Origin of the sequence: Hylemonella gracilis str. Niagara R (assembly GCF_000600295.1) — a bacterium.
Classification (GTDB): domain Bacteria; phylum Pseudomonadota; class Gammaproteobacteria; order Burkholderiales; family Burkholderiaceae_C; genus Hylemonella; species Hylemonella gracilis_A.
Genome location: NZ_JEMG01000001.1, coordinates 3,294,576 through 3,313,079, shown reverse-complemented (window position 1 = coordinate 3,313,079; position 18,504 = coordinate 3,294,576). Strand labels below are relative to the sequence as shown.

General features: G+C 64.0%; 17 protein-coding genes. 11 read left to right on the top strand and 6 right to left on the bottom strand.

The window, feature by feature from the left end; all coding sequences use genetic code 11:
- The first annotated feature begins 2 nt into the window (after positions 1–2).
- Complete coding sequence (locus tag AZ34_RS18440) at positions 3–755, top strand: hypothetical protein (protein WP_155831835.1); 753 nt, start codon at positions 3–5, stop codon at positions 753–755.
- A gap of 80 nt (positions 756–835) precedes the next feature.
- On the opposite strand, the gene AZ34_RS15080 is transcribed toward AZ34_RS18440, so the two are convergent.
- Positions 836–1,660 (bottom strand): hypothetical protein, encoded by an 825-nt coding sequence (locus tag AZ34_RS15080; RefSeq protein WP_035609535.1) that lies wholly within the window; start codon positions 1,658–1,660, stop codon positions 836–838.
- Positions 1,661–1,729: 69 nt separating this feature from the next.
- Between AZ34_RS15080 and AZ34_RS15075 the strand changes: the two genes are divergently transcribed.
- Positions 1,730–2,749, top strand: a complete 1,020-nt coding sequence (locus tag AZ34_RS15075) for a polysaccharide pyruvyl transferase family protein (RefSeq protein WP_035609532.1) — start codon at positions 1,730–1,732, stop codon at positions 2,747–2,749.
- Between the two features lie 38 nt (positions 2,750–2,787).
- Here the strand turns inward: AZ34_RS15075 and AZ34_RS15070 are convergent, their stop codons facing one another.
- Both AZ34_RS15070 and yihA read right to left on the bottom strand, forming a co-directional pair.
- Positions 2,788–3,786: a Stealth CR1 domain-containing protein gene (locus AZ34_RS15070; RefSeq protein WP_035609530.1), complete on the bottom strand. Its 999-nt coding sequence runs from the start codon at positions 3,784–3,786 to the stop codon at positions 2,788–2,790.
- Positions 3,787–3,873: 87 nt separating this feature from the next.
- On the bottom strand, positions 3,874–4,587 hold the full coding sequence (gene yihA, locus AZ34_RS15065) for a ribosome biogenesis GTP-binding protein YihA/YsxC (protein ID WP_081767242.1): 714 nt from the start codon (positions 4,585–4,587) through the stop codon (positions 3,874–3,876).
- A 212-nt stretch (positions 4,588–4,799) separates the two neighbouring features.
- On the opposite strand from yihA, the gene AZ34_RS15060 reads away from it, so the two are divergent.
- From AZ34_RS15060 to AZ34_RS15040, 5 genes are all read left to right on the top strand, one after another.
- A complete protein-coding gene (locus tag AZ34_RS15060) occupies positions 4,800–5,447 on the top strand; it encodes a c-type cytochrome (RefSeq protein WP_035609528.1) in 648 nt (215 codons plus the stop codon).
- A 178-nt stretch (positions 5,448–5,625) separates the two neighbouring features.
- Positions 5,626–7,761, top strand: coding sequence for a cytochrome c biogenesis protein ResB (locus AZ34_RS15055; RefSeq protein ID WP_155831895.1), 2,136 nt, complete (start codon positions 5,626–5,628; stop codon positions 7,759–7,761).
- A gap of 4 nt (positions 7,762–7,765) precedes the next feature.
- On the top strand, positions 7,766–9,133 hold the full coding sequence (gene ccsB / locus AZ34_RS15050; protein ID WP_035609525.1) for a c-type cytochrome biogenesis protein CcsB: 1,368 nt from the start codon (positions 7,766–7,768) through the stop codon (positions 9,131–9,133).
- 179 nt (positions 9,134–9,312) lie between these two features.
- A complete protein-coding gene (msrP, locus tag AZ34_RS15045; protein WP_035609523.1) occupies positions 9,313–10,308 on the top strand; it encodes a protein-methionine-sulfoxide reductase catalytic subunit MsrP in 996 nt (331 codons plus the stop codon).
- 67 nt (positions 10,309–10,375) lie between these two features.
- Complete coding sequence (locus tag AZ34_RS15040; protein WP_197026568.1) at positions 10,376–11,032, top strand: sulfite oxidase heme-binding subunit YedZ; 657 nt, start codon at positions 10,376–10,378, stop codon at positions 11,030–11,032.
- On the opposite strand, the gene lysA is transcribed toward AZ34_RS15040, so the two are convergent.
- Complete coding sequence (gene lysA / locus AZ34_RS15035) at positions 11,033–12,364, bottom strand: diaminopimelate decarboxylase (RefSeq protein WP_035609521.1); 1,332 nt, start codon at positions 12,362–12,364, stop codon at positions 11,033–11,035.
- Positions 12,361–12,699, bottom strand: coding sequence for an LPS translocon maturation chaperone LptM (lptM, locus tag AZ34_RS15030; RefSeq protein ID WP_231495548.1), 339 nt, complete (start codon positions 12,697–12,699; stop codon positions 12,361–12,363). Before lptM ends, lysA begins: the two co-directional genes overlap by 4 nt.
- 11 nt (positions 12,700–12,710) lie before the next feature.
- On the opposite strand from lptM, the gene cyaY reads away from it, so the two are divergent.
- Positions 12,711–13,040, top strand: a complete 330-nt coding sequence (gene cyaY / locus AZ34_RS15025; RefSeq protein ID WP_035609518.1) for an iron donor protein CyaY — start codon at positions 12,711–12,713, stop codon at positions 13,038–13,040.
- Between the two features lie 76 nt (positions 13,041–13,116).
- Here the strand turns inward: cyaY and AZ34_RS15020 are convergent, their stop codons facing one another.
- Complete coding sequence (locus AZ34_RS15020) at positions 13,117–15,579, bottom strand: penicillin-binding protein 1A (protein ID WP_231495547.1); 2,463 nt, start codon at positions 15,577–15,579, stop codon at positions 13,117–13,119.
- A 459-nt stretch (positions 15,580–16,038) separates the two neighbouring features.
- Between AZ34_RS15020 and pilM the strand changes: the two genes are divergently transcribed.
- Genes pilM through AZ34_RS17720 form a run of 3 tightly spaced genes read left to right on the top strand, consistent with a single transcriptional unit; the run spans position 16,039 to position 18,499 of the window.
- Complete coding sequence (gene pilM, locus AZ34_RS17725) at positions 16,039–17,193, top strand: type IV pilus biogenesis protein PilM (RefSeq protein ID WP_197026567.1); 1,155 nt, start codon at positions 16,039–16,041, stop codon at positions 17,191–17,193.
- Positions 17,190–17,843, top strand: coding sequence for a PilN domain-containing protein (locus tag AZ34_RS15010; protein WP_035609513.1), 654 nt, complete (start codon positions 17,190–17,192; stop codon positions 17,841–17,843). The genes pilM and AZ34_RS15010 overlap by 4 nt, the downstream gene beginning before the upstream one ends.
- Positions 17,840–18,499, top strand: a complete 660-nt coding sequence (locus tag AZ34_RS17720; protein WP_051509905.1) for a type 4a pilus biogenesis protein PilO — start codon at positions 17,840–17,842, stop codon at positions 18,497–18,499. The genes AZ34_RS15010 and AZ34_RS17720 overlap by 4 nt, the downstream gene beginning before the upstream one ends.
- The last annotated feature ends 5 nt before the right edge of the window (positions 18,500–18,504 follow it).

The following is an 18,504-nucleotide window of genomic DNA, read 5'->3' as shown; positions in this document are numbered from 1 at the left end:
CAATGTCATTGCTCGAGCGCCTGTTCAAAAGACAAAAAAACTATCCAGTGGAGTACATCGACGGAGACCAAGATGTACCTGCCAAACTCTATTGGCAAGGTGAATCTCCTGTGTTCTGGCTTCCTCCAGGTATGTTGACTTGGCATGGAACGCAGAGATTTGTTGCCAATCACCCTCTGGTACAAGCGATCACTCAGGGAGAACATGCCCTCGAGCGCTATTACGCAGAGTTTCGACCTGCCAATCTAGCGCAGATGCACAGCGTCGTCGAAACTGGTCTGCAAGGTGAAAATCTGCCACCTTGGTGTCTGCCGTGGTGTGCATGGGCCGAGCAAAGACCTCCTTCTGCTGAAGCCGGCCTTGATGCTGAGCATGGAGTTTCTTATTACGGTCCTTGCTCTTCACAAAAAGTCACCGTCGAGTACCAGCGGATGTGTTCCGTGATGGATAGCATCGTCGCCAAGGGGTACCAGCCCGCACGCAACGGGCATATCGAGGGATATTTCATGCGTTCAGGGGCGCAGTTCCGATTTTTTGTCCAAGGCGGAAAGCACCGAGCGGCTGCTCTGGTTGCGCTGGGATTCGAGCGGATCCCGGTGCGTATAAGACAAACATGGCCACGCGTCATCGCGGCAGGCTCTGAGAAGGACTGGCCCATGGTTCGGGATGGGCAAGTGGCACCTGAGTTAGCACAGCGCGTATTGGCGCGTTACTTTCAAGACGATATAGAAGCTCCAAATGATGGCTTGATTTGACATGGGCGCGTGAGATCAAACCAGACACCGCTGTGGCATTGCCCATGTGACGCCAGTGATGGCCGCCGCTCTGTCTTGTTTCACGATGCGTTCTGTGCGGTGATCTCCTGCATGGCGGTTATTACGTTCTTTCCCAGAAGAATTTTTTTCTCCGCGTTGCCAATCTGATCCAGCCAAATCTGGAGCAAGGTCGCCTCCCGACGCGGTTCATGCCTGTTGTGTCGACGGATGCGCTCGAGCGATTGCGTGTCGCTGGCCACCGCGTCGTTGTAGCCAGCCACGTAGCGGGTCGTGAAAAAAGTGAATCCGGCGATGGTGAGGCTGGTGACAGGTGCATCCAGAAAATAGCGAATGCTGACCAAGCCACTGGTCGGTCTGTACCCTCCCAGTTGTGGCCGCAGGCTCTTGTAATCTTTGGATGGGATCAAGTTCACGGAAATCGGCGGTTTCAGAGCACCGTACTCCTCAATCGTTTGCTCTAACTCAGGATAAAAGACGCGGGAAGCCGAGCGATAGACGATGTGCTGCACGCCAGCCCGGTGAAGGTCCTCAACAGCCACGGCGCGTGTGTCATCCTTGAAGTTGTGGAACAACACATCGCAGCGCCAAGCGTCTGAACCGAGCGTTGTGATGGGTGTGCTCAGTCCGTTATTCATCTTCACGATGAAATCGTAGTCCCCGCTTTGCACGCCCAGATCGCTCAGATCGTCGTCGATGGTGCGAGCCGGGCCCGCAATCAGCACGCGCTTTCCGGCGAAGATCTGCGGATTCAGTGCATGGCGTCTCTCGAAGTCCTCGAACTTGCGCCTGAACAAGCGGGAGTAAATCGAATACAAAGGCTTGGGAACATAGCGCAGGCTGGCAGCTAGGCTGTCTACCGGGCGTTGTGATGGGTGCTTGTCCATGGTGCTGGGATATATTGTATTGTTCAAGGCTTGGCGCTTGATCCCGTTTTGTTGTCTCTTGATCCATCCATGAAATTTGTCATTCTTAACGACACGCGGGAGCAACCCCACTTCGGTTGTCATCGTGTCATGCGCACGATCGAGGAACTGCTTGGGAAACGAGGAGCCACGGTGTCAGCGCGTGTCTTTGGTACTGATCGCTGGGAGAAAGACCAGCGGTTTCTGAAAGCACTGCGAGTTTGCGATGCGATTCTGATCAACGGCGAGGGGTCTCTGCATCACGGCCGCCCAAGGGCGGAACGGGTACTCAAGGTGGTGGACCATCCCTTGCGCCAAGGCAAGCCGGTTTACATCGTCAATGCGCTTTATCAGGCCAACCCGCCTGAATGGTCCAGGTATCTGGACAAGGTGGACTTGATCCTGACGCGTGACAGCAGGAGCAGCCGGGAGCTGAGTCGTGTGTATTCGGGGCCCTTGCATCAGGCACTGGATTTGTCCATGCATGTCCAGCACCCAGCCGATTCCATAACCTCGCGTCAGCGCCTGGCCTTTGGGGATTCGGTCGATCCTGCAACCACCCAGCTCTTGGTGGATGCCTACCGAAAAACCCAAGGATCGGTCTTTTTACCCGTCATGCGGACACTCAAGAGTCGCAGGCCCAGTTGGCCAGCCCCCTTGCGCGCGTGGCGTGATTTTTATATACACGTTCATGCCAAGTTGAACCGCTGGCGCGACGACAGTATCCGGTTTGTCGCGGATGACCACGCGTTTTTGCATGAGCTTGAAAATTCCGCGCTGCATATCACAGGGCGTTTTCATGGCGTTTGCCTGAGTCTGCTCGCGCAGACACCAGTTCTGACCGTGGCATCCAATTCTTGGAAGATAGAGGCCCTGCTGGATGATCTGGGCCTTTCACGTCAGCGCTTGATCACACCACAGGCTTTGCGTGAGCTGGATATGACTCAGCTGCGGCTTGACTTCTCCGCGCAGGAGAAAGAGCGCATGACTGAAGCTCTGGCGGCGAGCCGTCGCATGGTCGAGTCGGTTTTTGATCGCATGGCTGGCGTCACCAGACCTACAAGCGCCTGAGGCGCCAATCCAGCGGACCGTCTGAAGGTCCTTGGCCCTCATTGCTTTTCGAAGGCCGATTTGTTGGGAAGAATGCTCTCGAACGCCGCGCCTATCTCCTGCATCACCTTCGCATAGTTGCGGATGTGAACGTTGTCGTTGATGCAAACAAGTTTGTAGGTTTGGTCGCGAATTGCCGCAATTGCCTGCTTGGGTTTGATCAACAGCGGAAACATCTTGGTGTCCGCATAGGTGTTGTAGGGTTCGAAGTTGGAGCGACAAATCTGCCAGGTCCGGAAGAGTTCGGGCGAAAAATCATCCGGACTGCGGAATCGGTTCTTCGACGTCGCCGTCAATTCTTGTCCCGCGTAGTCCCAGACTTCGTCGAAAGTCGATTTCAGGTAAGGCTGGGCGTTGTGCGGTGTGCGCAGCGTGACGAACTTGCCATAAAACTGCAAGAAACGCGTCAATCGGGCCTTGCTTCCGTAAGACGGATGGAACCATTTGGCATGGTCGCGCCGCAGTACCTCGCGCTTGTCGAATCTTTGGTTGATGACGCGTAGATGGTTCTTCAGGGTCTTGGCCCACAGCCCCATGCCCGTGTTGTGGCGAAAGGCGGCAATGTCCTGGGGTAGGCCGTTCTCCGCGAAAAAGCGGCTCTCGGGCAGGTGGTTGGTGATGAAAAAATCATCATTGAAGTAGACAAACCGGTCGGCCAGGTCGGGGATCCGGTGCATATACCGTTCAATGACCACCGAGTTGAAGGTCGGCAGAAATTCATCCGGGATGTAATCCGAATGCTTGACGAGGTTGAGCTTGGGGTGGTTTTCGTCCAACCACTGCGGCTTTTGTCCGGAGGTGACGAAGTGGATTTTGCGCACCCAAGGGGCGAAATTCTCCACGCCTCTGAACCAGTATTTCAGAAAGCCGTAGTCGCGAAAGCGTGCTTCCGAGACTTCGTTCTTGGAGTTATCAATCTTGCCTGAGTACTTGAAGAAATCGGCTTTCCATTGGGGGTCGTCCATGTCCACCCAGGTGATCACAAAATCCATTTTCATCGTTATGGTTTTCTTCAGCTTGATAGGAAAGTTTCGGGGCAGAGTGTAAAGGGAACGCACCGTGCTGGAGCCCGGGTGGCGATGGTGTCATTCCGAGTTGGCGTCCGCCGCTTGCGCTCCTGCCGTTTCATGCGTCCAGTCCCACAACAGGCGAGAAACCTCTTCCACCCCCGTGCGTTTGGTCGCCGAGAAGAGCCGGACTTCACCGCCGCCAGCATTCAGCTTGGCGATGGACAAGGCCTTGGCCCCTTCGCTGCGGGTGAGTTTGTCCGCCTTGGTCAGCACGATCAGGAACTGCAGCCCTTGTTCCACGCGCGGGCGAATCACTTCCAGCAGCACTTCATCCAGCTCGGTCAAGCCGTGGCGCGGGTCACACAGCAGCACGATGCCGGCCAGGTTTTCGCGGGTGACCAGGTAGTTCGCCATGACCTGCTGCCAGCGGATCTTGTCCTGCTTGGGCACGGCGGCATATCCGTAACCCGGCAGGTCGGTCAGCACGGCATCGGTCACCCCCTGTTTGCCCAGGGAAAACAGGTTGATGTGCTGGGTGCGTCCGGGTTTCTTGGAGGCGAAAGCCAATTGTTTTTGCTGCGTCAGCGTGTTGATGCACGTGGATTTGCCCGCGTTGGAGCGGCCGACGAAGGCGATTTCCGGCACTTCCAGTGCCGGCAGGTGCTGGAGATCTGGCGAGGTCGTCAGGAAACGGGCCGTGTGCAGCCAGCCCAGGGAGGGGTGCTGGGGCACAGCGACCGGGGCGGACTTCCTAGGGGGCGTGGGTGCACGGACGACGGCACGACGCATGGGGGCTTTGGGAGCGGGGGTGGGAGGCATGGCGTCGGGCGGGCAAGGGTGGGGCGCCACAGTGGCGGGGCGGGGAGGGTGCGCGAGGCCGGGCACGAAAAGGCGCGGCGGGCGGCGCATTGTAGAATCGCCGCGTTTGATCCGGGTCATCGGGGCTGAATTGCAGGTCCCGGGCCGACCACTGTTTAGCCCAACAACCCTAGAACCAGACCATGAAGTTGTTTGCCCCCCTGATGTTGGCTGCCGCGCTGGCAGCGCCCGCCTTTGCCATCGCCGAGGAAGCCCAGAAGGCCGCAGCCCCTGATCTGGCCAAGGGTGAGGCCAAGTTCGCCGCGCTGTGCGTGGCCTGCCATGCGGCGGATGGCAACTCCGCCGTGGCCGCCAATCCCAAGCTGGCGGGCCAGCACCCGCAGTACCTGCTCAAGCAGCTGCAGGAATTCAAGACGGGCAAGCGCGACAACGCCATCATGAAGGGTTTCGCCGCCATGCTGAGCGACGAGGACATGGTCAACATCAGCGCCTGGCTGGCCACGCAAAAGCCCAAAACCGGTTTCGCGACCGACCAGGACCTGGTGCAGTTGGGTGAGCGCATCTACCGCGGCGGCATTCCCGATCGCCAGATCGCGGCCTGCGCGGGTTGCCACAGCCCCAATGGCGCTGGCATTCCGGCGCAATACCCGCGTCTGTCTGGCCAGCATGCCGCCTACACCGAGGCCCAGCTGAACGCCTTCCGTGCTGGCGCCGCCAATGCCAAGGCCGGCGGTGCCCGCCTGAATTCCACGCCCATGATGCAGGTCGCCGCCAAGATGAACGACCGCGAAATCAAGGCGGTGTCCGATTACATCGCCGGCCTGCGCTGATCTCGGCGCAGACACCGACCGCCACAAAGCAAATTCATAACAAGGCGGGCTGCTCACAAGGCAGGCCCGCCTTTTTCATGCCCGTTTTCTTTCGACCTTGCCCGTGACCACCGTATCTCCTCCCGACGCCACCTTGAGCGGTTTTCGAGCACGCGCCATGCATGGGCTGCGCCAGGCCATGGAGCTGCTGGCTTCCATGCGTTTCGCCATTGCCTTGCTGACGGTGATCTGCATCGCCTCGGTCATCGGCACGGTGTTGCGGCAATCGGAGCCCTATGTCAACTACGTCAATCAGTTTGGCCCCTTTTGGGCCGAGGTGTTCGGCAAGCTGAATCTCTACACGGTCTACAGCGCTTGGTGGTTTCTGCTGATCCTGGCCTTTCTGGTCATCAGCACCACGCTGTGCATCGTGCGCAACACGCCCAAGATACTGAGCGATCTGCGCACCTACAAGGAGAACATCCGCGCCCAGTCGCTTCAGGCCTTCCGCCATCGGGCCCAGTCCAGCCTGGGCGAAGCCCCCGAAGCCGCAGCGCGGCGCATGGGGGTTGTGCTGGCCGCGCGCGGCTGGAAGGTGAAGCTGCAGCAACGCGACGGCGCGGAAGGCGCTGCCCCGGCGGGTTGGATGATCGCAGCCAAGGCCGGTGCGGCCAACAAACTCGGTTACCTGGCGGCGCATGGCGCCATCGTCATGATCTGCCTGGGCGGCTTGTTGGATGGCGATCTGATCGTGCGCGCCCAGATGTGGCTGGGTGGCAAGACCGTCTACAGCGGTGGCGGCCTTGTGTCCGAAGTTCCGCCGCAACACCGGCTGTCCGAACGCAACCCGACCTTCCGTGGCAACTTGCTGGTGCCCGAGGGTTCGGCGGCCGACACGGCCATCCTGACCCAGCCCAACGGCATCGTGCTGCAGGACTTGCCCTTTGCGGTGGAACTGAAGAAATTCATCGTCGAGTACTACCCGACCGGCATGCCCCGCTTGTTCGCGAGCGAGATCGTGATCCACGACAAGGCCACGGGTGAATCCCAGCCCGCGCGGGTGGAGGTCAACCATCCGGCCAGCTACAAGGGCGTGCAGATCTACCAGTCCAGCTTTGACGACGGCGGGTCCCTCGTGAAGCTGCAGGCCTTGCCCATGGACGGCGTGAGCGCGCCCTTCTCGGTGGAGGGGCGGATCGGCGAGAGCACGCAGCTCACGCGTGCGACACGCGAGCCGGGCGCCGCCCCCGAGCAAATCACGCTCGAATACACCGGCTTGCGCGTCATCAACGTCGAGAACATGGCCGACGCCCAGGCAGGCGCCATGGGCAATGGCGATACCGGCGTCGACGTGCGCAAGGTGGATCTGGGCAATCCCCTGAGTGGCCTGCACCAGCGTCTGGGCGCAGCCAACAAACACGACGCGCCGCAAACCCTGCGCAACGTCGGTCCCAGCGTGAGCTACAAGCTGCGCGACGCGGCCGGCCAGGCGCGCGAGTTCAACAACTACATGGTGCCGGTGGACCTGGGCGAAGGTGCGCCGGTGTTCCTGTGGGGCCTGCGCGAATCCCCCGCCGAGCCCTTCCGCTACCTGCGCGTGCCCATGGATGCCGAAGGCACGAGCGCCGACTTCTTCCGCCTGCGCGCCGCGCTGGCCGACCCGGCCATGCGCGAGAGGGCGGTACGCCGGTATGCAGCGCGCATGGTGGACGCCGATCGTCCCGATCTGCAGGCCCAGCTGGGTGCTTCCGCGCTGCGGGCCTTGATGCTGTTCGCCGGGGCGGAGGCGGCCCAGGCCGGACGTGAACCGGTGGGTGGCCTGCAGGCCATGGCCGACTTCATGGAAAGCCAGGTGCCGGCGGCCGAGCGCGAGCGCGCGGGCGAGATGCTGATGCGCATCCTGAACGGTGCCCTGTTCGAGCTGCTGCAGACGGCGCGCGAGCGCGCACGCCTGGCACCGTTGCCGACCGATGCCCAGACTCAGGCCTGGATGGCGCAGGCGGTGCTGGCCTTGGGCGATGCCTGGTTCTACCCCGCGCCCTTCGTGCTACAGCTCAGCGATTTCACCCAGGTTCAGGCCAGCGTGTTCCAAGTGGCGCGCGCGCCGGGCAAGAACGTGGTCTACCTGGGCTGCGCCTTGTTGATCATCGGCATTTTTGCGATGCTGTACGTGCGCGAGCGCAGGCTCTGGGTCTGGGTGTCCCCCGCAGCGGGCGGGGATGCCGGGAACGCAACGGCCAGCCAGGCCACCCTGGCGCTGTCGACCAACCGCGAGACACTGGACACAGACAAGGAATTTGAGCAACTGCGCAAGCTGTTGCTTGGCAAGGAGTGACGAGATGAACACCACCACCCTGACATTGAACGAGGGCTACTTTGCCCGCCGCAACGCCTTCGACTGGGTATTTGCCTTGCTTTTACTCATCGGCGGTTCCTATGCGTTCGCGCGTTATCACACGGCGATGGATGTTTACGAACAGGGCATCCTGATCTTGTCCATGCCCTCGCTGATCGCGCTGGGCTGGTTCTGGCGTCCGCTGCGTGCCCTCAGCCTGGGCGTGGCGCTGCTGGCCTTGCTGGCCATCGCTTCCTACCAGGGCGTGGACGCGCAGGGCCTGCCAGGCGGAGATCTGGCGCGGGCCGAGCAGGTGTTCTGGCTCAAGTACTTCCTGTCCAGCCAATCCGCCATCCTCTGGATGAGCCTGCTCTTTTTCATGGGCACCGCGTTCTACTGGCTGGGTCTGCTGGTCAGTGCCAAGGAAAACGCGCAGAGCGCCGCTTTCGAGCTGATCGGTTCGCGGCTGACCTGGGCTGCCGTGGTGATGGCGCTGACCGGCACCCTGGTGCGCTGGTACGAAAGCTACCTGATCGGCCCCGGCATAGGCCACATCCCGGTGAGCAACCTCTACGAGGTGTTCGTGTTGTTCTGCTGGATGACCGCGCTGTTCTACCTCTATTTCGAGCAGAAGTACGCGACGCGCGCCATGGGTGCCTTCGTGATGCTGGTGGTCAGCGCGGCGGTCGGTTTCCTGCTCTGGTACACCCTGGTGCGAGAGGCCCACGCCATCCAGCCTCTCGTGCCGGCCTTGCAGAGCTGGTGGATGAAGGTGCATGTGCCGGCCAACTTTGTCGGCTACGGCACCTTCGCGCTGGCCGCCATGGTGGCCTACGCATATCTGATCAAGAGCCAGGCCGAGCAGGAGGCCCAGAACGGCCTGCGCTGGTACAAGCTGGCGCCGCTGTGGATCTTCGGTGTCGTTTTGTGTTTCGTGCCCATCGCCTTCCGCCAGAAGATGGATGGCGGCGGCAGCTACTGGCTGGTCTATTTCATCGTCGCGGCCTTGATCGTCGTGGGCATCCTGCTGGGCCGCAAGCGCATCGCCGAGCGCTTGCCCTCGGCCGAGGTGCTGGACGACGTGATGTACAAGTCCATCGCCGTCGGCTTCGCCTTCTTCACCATCGCCACGGTGCTGGGCGCCCTCTGGGCCGCCGAGGCCTGGGGCGGCTACTGGAGCTGGGACCCGAAGGAAACCTGGGCCCTGATCGTCTGGCTCAACTACGCGGCTTGGCTGCACATGCGGCTGATGAAGGGCCTGCGCGGCACGGTGGCCTCCTGGTGGGCGCTGGCCGGCCTGGGCATCACGACCTTCGCCTTCATTGGCGTGAACATGTTCCTGTCGGGCCTGCACAGCTACGGAACCCTGTAAGGACAGGGACGGGTACCGACACGTCGGCCGCCCGTGCCTCCCCGCGTGGCTGGCGGTGCTCGGGCCAGACGCCTTCGGCCCAAGGTTGACCCATGCACCGGGTATCCCTCCTCGATTGGGGGCGTGCATGTTTTTTACGCTGGGTGTAGGCTTGTGCGCTCGGAACAAGGAAGACCACCATGCTGATACGGACGCAGAACCAGGGTTACGACCACGCCATTTCCAGCGAAATCACATCGGCCTCCCTCTACCACCGACGGCGAGACTGGTTGCGCCTGATGGCAGCCGGAGCGGCGGGCGGGGCTATGGCAAGTTGGGCGAGTCGCGAGGCGCTTGCACAGACAACGCGCCCCGGCAAGCTGGCGCCGCTGCCGGGTGGGAAATCGGTGGTGACAGGTGCCGTCACGATGGAAAAACCGACCCCCTACGAGGACGCGAGCACCTACAACAACTACTACGAGTTCGGTACGGACAAGGCCGATCCGGCGCGCAATGCCCATCGCCTCAAGACCACGCCCTGGACGGTGAGCGTCGAGGGTCTGGTCAAGAAGCCGATGCAGTTCGCGCTGGAAGACTTGCTCAAGCTGGCCCCGATGGAGGAGCGCATCTACCGCATGCGCTGCGTCGAAGGCTGGTCCATGGTGATTCCCTGGGTGGGGTATTCGCTCTCGGCCCTGGTCAAGAAGGTGGAGCCCTTGGGCAGCGCCAAGTATGTCGAGTTCGTGACCCTGGCCGACCGCAAGACCATGCCATTCGTGGGTTCGCGCATTCTGGATTGGCCCTACACCGAAGGGTTGCGCATGGACGAGGCTCTGCACCCGCTGACCCTGCTGAGCTTCGGCATGTACGGCGAAGTGCTGCCGAACCAGAACGGCGCACCGGTGCGCCTGGTCGTGCCCTGGAAATACGGTTTCAAGAACGCCAAGAGCCTGGTGACCATCCGCTTTACCGAGCAGCAGCCCGGCACGGCCTGGAACAAGGCGGCGGCCAATGAATACGGCTTTTATTCCAACGTGAACCCGGACGTGCCGCATCCGCGCTGGAGCCAGGCCACCGAGCGCCGCATCGGTGAAGACGGCCTGTTCGCCAAGAAGCGCAAGACCCTGATCTTCAATGGCTACGAAGCCCAGGTGGGCCAGTTGTATGCGGGCATGGATCTGAAGAAGTTCTACTGAGGATGGCCTGGGTTTTCACGTCCACCCCGGTTCTGTCTGGGGCGTCCGCCCGCAAGGGATCACGCGGATGAACAAGCTGCTCCTGCATCCGGTGACCAAGCCGCTGGTCTTCGTGCTGGCGCTGCTGCCCTTCGCCGGGCTGTTCCATGGCGCGCTGACCGACCAGTTGGGGCCCAACCCCGCGGAACACCTGATCCGTTCCACCGGTGAATGGGCCCTGCGTTTCCTGTGCCTGACCTTGGCGGTCACGCCCTTGCGCGTGCAATTCGGCTGGGCCGCGCTGGCGCGCCTGCGGCGCATGTTGGGGCTGTACGTCTTTTTCTACGCACTGCTGCATTTCCTCTGCTACGCGGTGTTCGACATGGGCGTGGGCCTGGATGAGGGCGCCTGGGGCGAGATCGTGCGCGACATCCCCAAGCGCCCCTTCATCCTCGTGGGCTTCGTCGCCTTGCTGCTGTTGTTGCCCCTGGCCCTGACGTCCTTCAACCGCGCGATCCGCGCGCTGGGCGCGCCACGCTGGCGGATGTTGCACCGGCTGGTCTACGCCGTGGCCGCCTTGGCCGTGCTGCATTTTTACTGGATGCGCGCGGGCAAGCAGGACTTTGCAGAGGTGGCGGTCTATGGCGCCATCCTGGGACTGTTGCTGGGCTGGCGTGCCGTCCACCGCTGGCGCGGTACGCGCGCTCAAGGCAGTGGTCAGGCCCGGCTGACTCCTCGCGCCTGATCAGAGCAGGATGTCGTGGCGGAAGCTGTCCGCCGCGCTTTCGCGCCGACGAATGACGGTGGCCTGCTCGCCCTGCACCAGCACTTCGGCGGCGCGTCCTCGCGTGTTGTAGTTGCTGGCCATGCTCATGCAGTAGGCGCCCGCCGATAGCACAGCCAAGTGATCACCTGCCTGCACGGCCAGCACGCGGTCATGGCCCAGCCAGTCGCCGCTTTCACAGACCGGTCCCACCACTTCGTAGTTCAGTTGGCTCACTGTCCCGCCGGCCTGCGCCGATGTGCGCGGGGCCAGTGGAACGATCTGGTGATAAGCCTCGTACATGGCCGGGCGAGGCAGGTCGTTCATGGCCGCGTCGACGATGCAGAAGTTTTTTTGTTCGCCGGGCTTGAGGTAGAGCACCTCGGTCAGGCAGACGCCCGCGTTGCCGACCAGGGAGCGGCCGGGCTCGATGTAGATGGCCTTGGCGCCGTGGCCACGCGCATCCAGACGGGCCAGCAGCTTGTGCCAGAGTGCATCGGCCGCAGGTGGGGTGTCGCCGTGGTAATCGATGCCCAGGCCGCCGCCCAGGTCGATGTGCCGCAGCGGGATGCCAGCGGCTTCGATGGCCTCGACCAGGTCCAGCACGCGTTCCAGCGCGTCCAGGTAAGGCCGCTCTTCGGTGATCTGCGAGCCGATATGGCAGTCGATGCCCACCACCTTCAAGCCCCGCAGCCGCGCGGCGTGCTGGTAGACGGCCACGGCACGTTCGTGCGCGATGCCGAACTTGTTGCCCTTCAGACCGGTGGAGATGTAGGGGTGGGTCTTGGCGTCCACGTCGGGGTTGACTCGGATGCTCACCGGTGCCACCTTGCCCTGCCCGGTGGCGACCTCGTTCAGCACGTCCAGCTCGGCCTCGCTCTCGACGTTGAAGCAGCCGATTCCGGCGCCATTCCCGGCATTCAGGGCCTGGCGCATTTCCGCACGGGTCTTGCCCACGCCCGAGAAGATGATCCGGGCCGGATCGCCGCCAGCAGCCAGCACGCGTTCCAGTTCGCCGCCCGAGACGATGTCGAAACCACAGCCCGCGCGCGCGAACAGTTGCAGGATGGCCAGGGAGGAATTGGCCTTGAGCGCGTAACAAATGAGGGCCTTGCCCTGTGCGAGGCGGCTGGCCAGTCCGCGCTGGTAGGCGGCCAGCGCGTCCAGCATGGCCTGCCGCGAATAGACGAAGAGTGGTGTGCCGTGCGCGCGGGCCAGGTCGGCCAGGCGCACCCCTTCCAGGTACAGATCCTGGCCGGACGGGGTGGCGCGGTAGGCCAGATGCGGGTGGCCAGGCAGCAAGGGAGTGGTCATGGTTGTGGTTGCGGGGGAAGAGTGTTGGCAGGGGTTGGGGCGGGGGTGCTCGCGCCTGGTTTCGGATCGGCCTCGGGCTGTGCCTCGTCCTTTTTCTTCGACGGCATCAGGGGCCAGAGTGATTTCGGCAGGCTGGCCCGCTGGGCCGCCGCTGGCTCGGTCGGCAGGTAAAGCACGCCGGTCTGGCCGCAGCCCGCGAGCAGCAGCGACCCGGACAGGCCGATGACGGCGAGCGCGACAGGGGCAAAAACGCGGCGCGGGGAGGAGGCGGGGGGGCTGACTAGAATCGGCAGGGACCTGACAGTGGCACGGACGATCGATCGAGCTTTCAACATCATGAAATTGTATGACTGACCTGGAATTCCTGGACCGCGCCGAGGCCGTGCTGCGCGCCATCGAGGCGAACTGCGACCGCATCAACGAGCAGAGCGATGCGGACATCGACAACCAGCGCACGGGCGGCATGGTGACCCTGGTGTTCCCCGATGGGAGCCAGATCGTCGTGAACCTGCAAAAGCCCTTGCATGAAATCTGGCTGGCCGCGCGGGCTGGTGGTTTCCACTTCAAGTTCGACGGCCAGCGCTGGATGGACACCAAGGGCCAGGGCGAATTCTTCGCCAGCCTGTCGCGTTACGCCAGCGAGCAGGCGCGCGTGCCCCTGGCATTTTCGGCCTGAGCTAAGGGCTACTGCGGGCCTGAAGAAAAACGTCTGGGCACCGTCACGGCACCCAGACGCTTCTGTTTTGCTCGTCTCAGTTGCGGCGGAACAGGTCGAGGATGCGCGAACGCTCCTCACCCTGCGACGCGCCTTGTGGCTCGTCTGGCGGGGGCGGGCTGTAGGGCAGGTTGGGCATGATGCCGCCGGGCAGGGTCATCATCATGCCGCCGTTGTCCTCGTCCATGCCCAGGGACTGCACGCCGCCGCCATCGGCATGCTCGGCGTACATCCAGTCGATGCCGGTCTGCACCACGCCTTCGGGCGGGATCACTTCCTGCACCGGCACGCCGCGCAGGGCGTATTCCATGTAGCTGATCCAGACCGGCAGGGACAGACCGCCACCAGTTTCCTTGTCACCCAGCTTGCGCGGGGTGTCGTAGCCGATCCAGGTGACCGCCGTCAACGTCGGGTGGTAGCCCGCGAACCACGCATCCATGGAATCGTTGGTGGTGCCGGTCTTGCCGTAGATGTCGGGGCGCTTGAGCTGGGCCTGGGCCCGCGCGGCCGTGCCGACGCGGGTCACCTCCTGCAGCAGCGTGGACATGATGAAGGCATTGCGCGGCTCCAGCGTGCGCATGCTTTCGTCCAGCACCACGGGCGGGGGTTCGACCAGCACTTTGCCGTTGGGGTCGGTGATCTTGGTGATCAGTTGGGGGTCGACCAGGTAGCCGCCATTGGCGAACGCCGAGTAGCCCACGGCCATCTGCATGGGGGTGACGGTGCCCGCGCCCAGGGCCATGGTCAGGTAGGCGGGGTGCCGGCGCGGCTCGAAACCGAAGCGCGCCATCCACTCCTGGGCGTAACGCGGTCCGATGGCGTCCAGCACGCGGATCGACACCATGTTCTTCGAGCGCGCCAGCGCGCGGCGCAGCGGCATCGGGCCTTCGAACACGCCATCGTAGTTTTTCGGTTCCCAGGGTTGGCCGCCGGTGGTTTCAGGCTCGAAGAACAGCGGTCCGTCGTTGACCACGGTGGCGGGCGTGAAGCCTTTCTCCAGCGCCGCCGAGTAGATGAAGGGCTTGAAGCTGGAGCCGGGTTGCCGCCAGGCCTGGGTGACGTGGTTGAACTTGTTCTTGTCGTAGTCGTAACCGCCGATCAGGGCATGGATGGCACCGTTGCGGGGGTCGAGCGAGACAAAAGCGCCTTCCACTTCCGGCTGCTGCAGGATTTCCCAGGTTGCGGCCTGGTTCTTGGCCGGGTCCTCGGGGTTCATCTGGCGGATGCGCACGATGGCACCGCGCCGGATCTTGATGGTCGGCGAAGCGCGGGAAGACAAACCTTCCGCGGCGTAGCGCAGGCCAGCGCCGGTGATTTCCAGGGTTTCGCCGTCCTGCTGCATCAGCGTGACTTTGCGCGGCTCGGCGTCGAGCACCACGGCGCTCAACAGGTCGCCGTTGTTCGGATGCTCCATCAACGCCTCGGCCACGGTTTCGGCGATGGCGTCAGCGTTGTCGGTGGTCTGCGCCGGCAGGGCGATGACTTTCTCAGGTCCCCGGTAAGGCTGGCGCCGTTCGTAGTCCATGATGCTGCGCCGCAGCGCGGCGTAGGCCACCTCCTGCTCGCCAGCGCGGATGGTGGTGTAGACGCGCAAGCCACGGGTGTAGGTTTCCTCGCCATACTGGGCGAAGATGATCTGACGCACCATTTCCGAGGCGTATTCGGCATGCCCCTGGCCGGGGCGCTCGCCCTGCGGGTTGAGGGTGCGCACCACGATTTCCTCGGCCCGGGCGACCGCGGCCTCCTCCTCCGTGATGAAGCCGTTGTCCAGCATGCGCGAGATGATGTAGAGCTGACGTGCCCGCGCGCGCTTGGGGTTGCTGATCGGGTTGTAGGCCGAGGGGGCCTTGGGCAGGCCGGCCAGCATGGCGGCCTCGGCGACCGAGATGTCCTTGAGCGGCTTGCCGAAGTAGGTTTCCGACGCGGCGGCGAAGCCGTAGGCGCGCTGACCCAGGTAAATCTGGTTCATGTAGATCTCGAGGATCTGGTCCTTGCTTAGCAGGTGCTCGAGCTTGTAGGTCAGCAGGATTTCGTAGATCTTGCGCGTGTAGGTCTTCTCGGACGAGAGGTAGACGTTGCGCGCCACCTGCATGGTGATGGTCGACGCACCCTGGCTGTTGACCCGTCGCAGGTTGGCCAGCACGGCGCGCGCCATGCCCACGTAGTCCACGCCCCCATGCTGGTAGAAGCGGGCGTCCTCGATGGCCAGCACGGCGTTCGTGAGCGCACGCGGGATTTTTTCAATCGGGACAAAACGGCGGCGCTCCTCGCCGAATTCGCCGAGCAGTTCGCCCTCGACCGAATAGATGCGCAGTGGCAGCTTGGGGCGGTACTCGGACAGATCGGACACGTCCGGCAGGTTGGGGAAGGCGAAGGCCATGGCCAGCGCCAGCAGCATCAGGCCGCTGAGCAAGCCGGCCGCGCCGATGCCAGCAGCCCACACCGCAATGCGCGCGAAGGGATGCAGGGTGGCCCAGCGTCGGGAGAGCGTCGATTTCATGTGGGCGAATTGTGCGCCCAGGCGGGAAGCGCGGGGCGGAGAGGAATGATCATCGGCTGACATGGGGCTCTTGTCTGGCCGGGCGGCCTCGGGTGGTGGGAATCTGGGGCAGGGCCATCAAGGCCGTCAGCACGCGCAGGCGGGTCCATGCCGGGTTGCGACTTGCGCCTGGGCGGTTCACCAAGGCGGCATGGCATTTCCGAAGAGCCGCCATTATAAAAATCATGTGGGCTGTGCGAGGCTTGGCCGTCCAGGGCCAAGGGTTGAGCGGGTCAGTGTTCGAGTCATAAAAATCGAAAGAATGTGAGTGCAAGCTTTTAAACGGAGGCTTGGTGAAGCTCACATTTCGGACATCACGTGCGAAACCCGCTGCTACGATCCAGACGCCTGCCCAGGAAAGCCGGATCGTCCCGCTTCCGAGGGCTTTGGCGATGGATTCGTCTCTTCGGAAGGATGCCCATGCCCTTGCTGTCACCGCGTCGCCCGTCACAAGCCCTGCTCGGCCTGGACCTGCAGCCTGACGCGGCCCGGCTGGTCGCCCTGGGGCGGACCAGCCGGGGACAGTTGGTGCTCGAACATTGCGCCTGCGAGCCGATGGCCCCAGCTTGCCTGGTCGACGGCCGGGTCGACAACTTCGATGCCCTCACTCAGACTGTGTCGCGCCTGCTGCGACGCTCCGGCGTGCGTGCCGTCCATGTGGCCATGGCCTTGCCAGAGGCAGCGGTGATCGTGCGGCGCATCACGCTGCCCCAGATGCTCGCGGCCGAAGAACTGCAGACCCGGGTGCGGTCGGAGGCCGAGCGGCTCATCCCCGTACCCTTGCAGGAGGTGTACCTGGACTACGCCGTGTTGGAACCCCGTGCGGCCTTGGCCGCTCAGGACGGGTCAGCGCATGCGCCGTGGCCTGTGCGGCGGGTGCAAGACGCGGACCCGATGGATCTGCTGCTCGTGGCCGCGCGACGCGAGCGCGTGCGTGAGCTGCAGGCCCTGGCCGAGGCGGTGGGCCTGAAACCGGTGGCGGTGGACGTGGCCGCGTTCGCGGCGCGCCGTGCCGTGCGACACCTGATGGCGCGTTCCATGTCTCGGCCTGCAGGGGCAGGGGCTGACGGGCTGGCGGACCCGCGCCCGCGCGCCGAGCCCATCGTGGCCCTGCTTGATCTCCGTGCGGACCGCGTTGACTGGCAGTTGCTGCGCGGCGACGAACTCATCCATGCGAACCAGCATCTGCGCCATGACCTGGGCGGTGTCAGCACGCAACACCACGCAGGCGCGGGCCTGGAATGGGCCCAAGCGCTTGCGCCGGCCCTGTCCCAGGCCAGCATGGCGGCGGGTCCCCTCGACGCCCTGTGGCTGATGGGCGCGGTGGACCATTGCGCGGACCTGGCCCAAGCCTTGTCGGATTTGCTGGCGTGTCCCTGTCGGGTCGCGAACCCTTTCGAGGGCATGGTGCACCGACGCCCGCCCGCCTGGCGCATCACGCGCGCGAGGCGCGCTTGGGACGCCCAGGGAGCCCAGGGAGCCCAGGGAGCCCAGGGCGTGACCGCGCCGCAAGAAAGCGCCGCTTCGGCTTATCTGCAGGCCTGCGGCCTGGCCTTGCGCGGGTTTCAACCATGACCCCCGCGATCAACCTGTTGCCTCGGCCGCGCGACCAGGGCCCGCGATCACGCGGCAGCTTCAGGCGCGCCGTGCTGGTGGCCCTGAGTGTGGGCGTGGTCGCGGCGGGCCTGCTGCATCTGCAGGGGCGCGAGCGCGTGGCCGCGCAACGCGCGCTCAACGCCATGCTGGCGCGCGAGGTCGGCCGGCTCGATGCCCAGCTCCAGGGCATGGCCGTGTTGCGGGCGGACATCGAGGCCTGGACCGAGCTGCAGGCCAGCCGTGTCCGCGCCGCGCGTCTGCTGCGCCTGATCCCTCAGGCACTGCCCGAAGGCCTTTACCTCAGAAGCCTGGCCCAGGAAGGTGAGCTGGTCACCTTGCGCGGCGTGGCGCGCTCCGAGCAAGACCTGTCGGGCTTGCTGCGCCATCTGGCCACGCCAGGCTCCGGCTTCCAGCAGCCCGAGTTGGTCGAATTCACCGGCGTGTGGATGACCGGGCCGGACACTGCGGATGCCGAGGCCGTACCTACTCAACAAGACGCCACGCGGGCGCGGACGACCTGGTTCACCGTGCGGACCCGCCTTGCGCCGCCCGCCGTGGCGCCGGCCCCCACGAACGCTGAGGCGGCGCCCATGCCAGGCGTGAGCCCTGATAGGAGGCGCGCACCATGAGCTTCCTACCTGCGTCCTGGTCCGCGCCCGACGCATGGCCTGCGCAGGCGCGCGGGGGCCTGTTGTTGCTGATCGCCGTCCTGGCCGCGCTGCTGCTCGGGCAGCTGAGCCTGCGCAGCGACATGCGCCTGCTGGACCAATTGCAAGCCCAGGCGCGGCAGGGGCGGGAGGACTATCGCAGCCGGCTCGCGCAGAGCCAGGCCATGGTGGCCTTGCGCCAGCAGCGGGTGGCCTTGCACGATGCCTTGTGGTCACATCCGCCCGGCGAGACCCCGCCCGTCGCCGCGCAGGCTTGGACGGAAGCCTTGCTGCGGGACATCCATCGGGCAGGCCGGGGGCGGCTGCGCTTCGAGCTTTTCAGGCCGGGCCAGCCCGTGACGCGCCCGCACCATGAGGAGTTGCCGTTCACGTTGCGCGCCCTCGGGACCTACCCGGACATCACCGCCTTTGTCACCGATCTGGCGACGCTGACCCCTGGGGTCGTGCTGGACCGTCTGATGCTGCTGCCCCGTGCCAGCAAGGGTGAGGCAGGAGACACCGGCGCAGAACCCGGCGGCCTGCTGGCGCTGGACCTGGTGGCCCGGGCCAGCAGGCCGCTCGCCGCGCCTCGGCAGACAGCGGCGGCTCCTGCCCCCACTAGCCCGGGCAAACCGTGATGCAG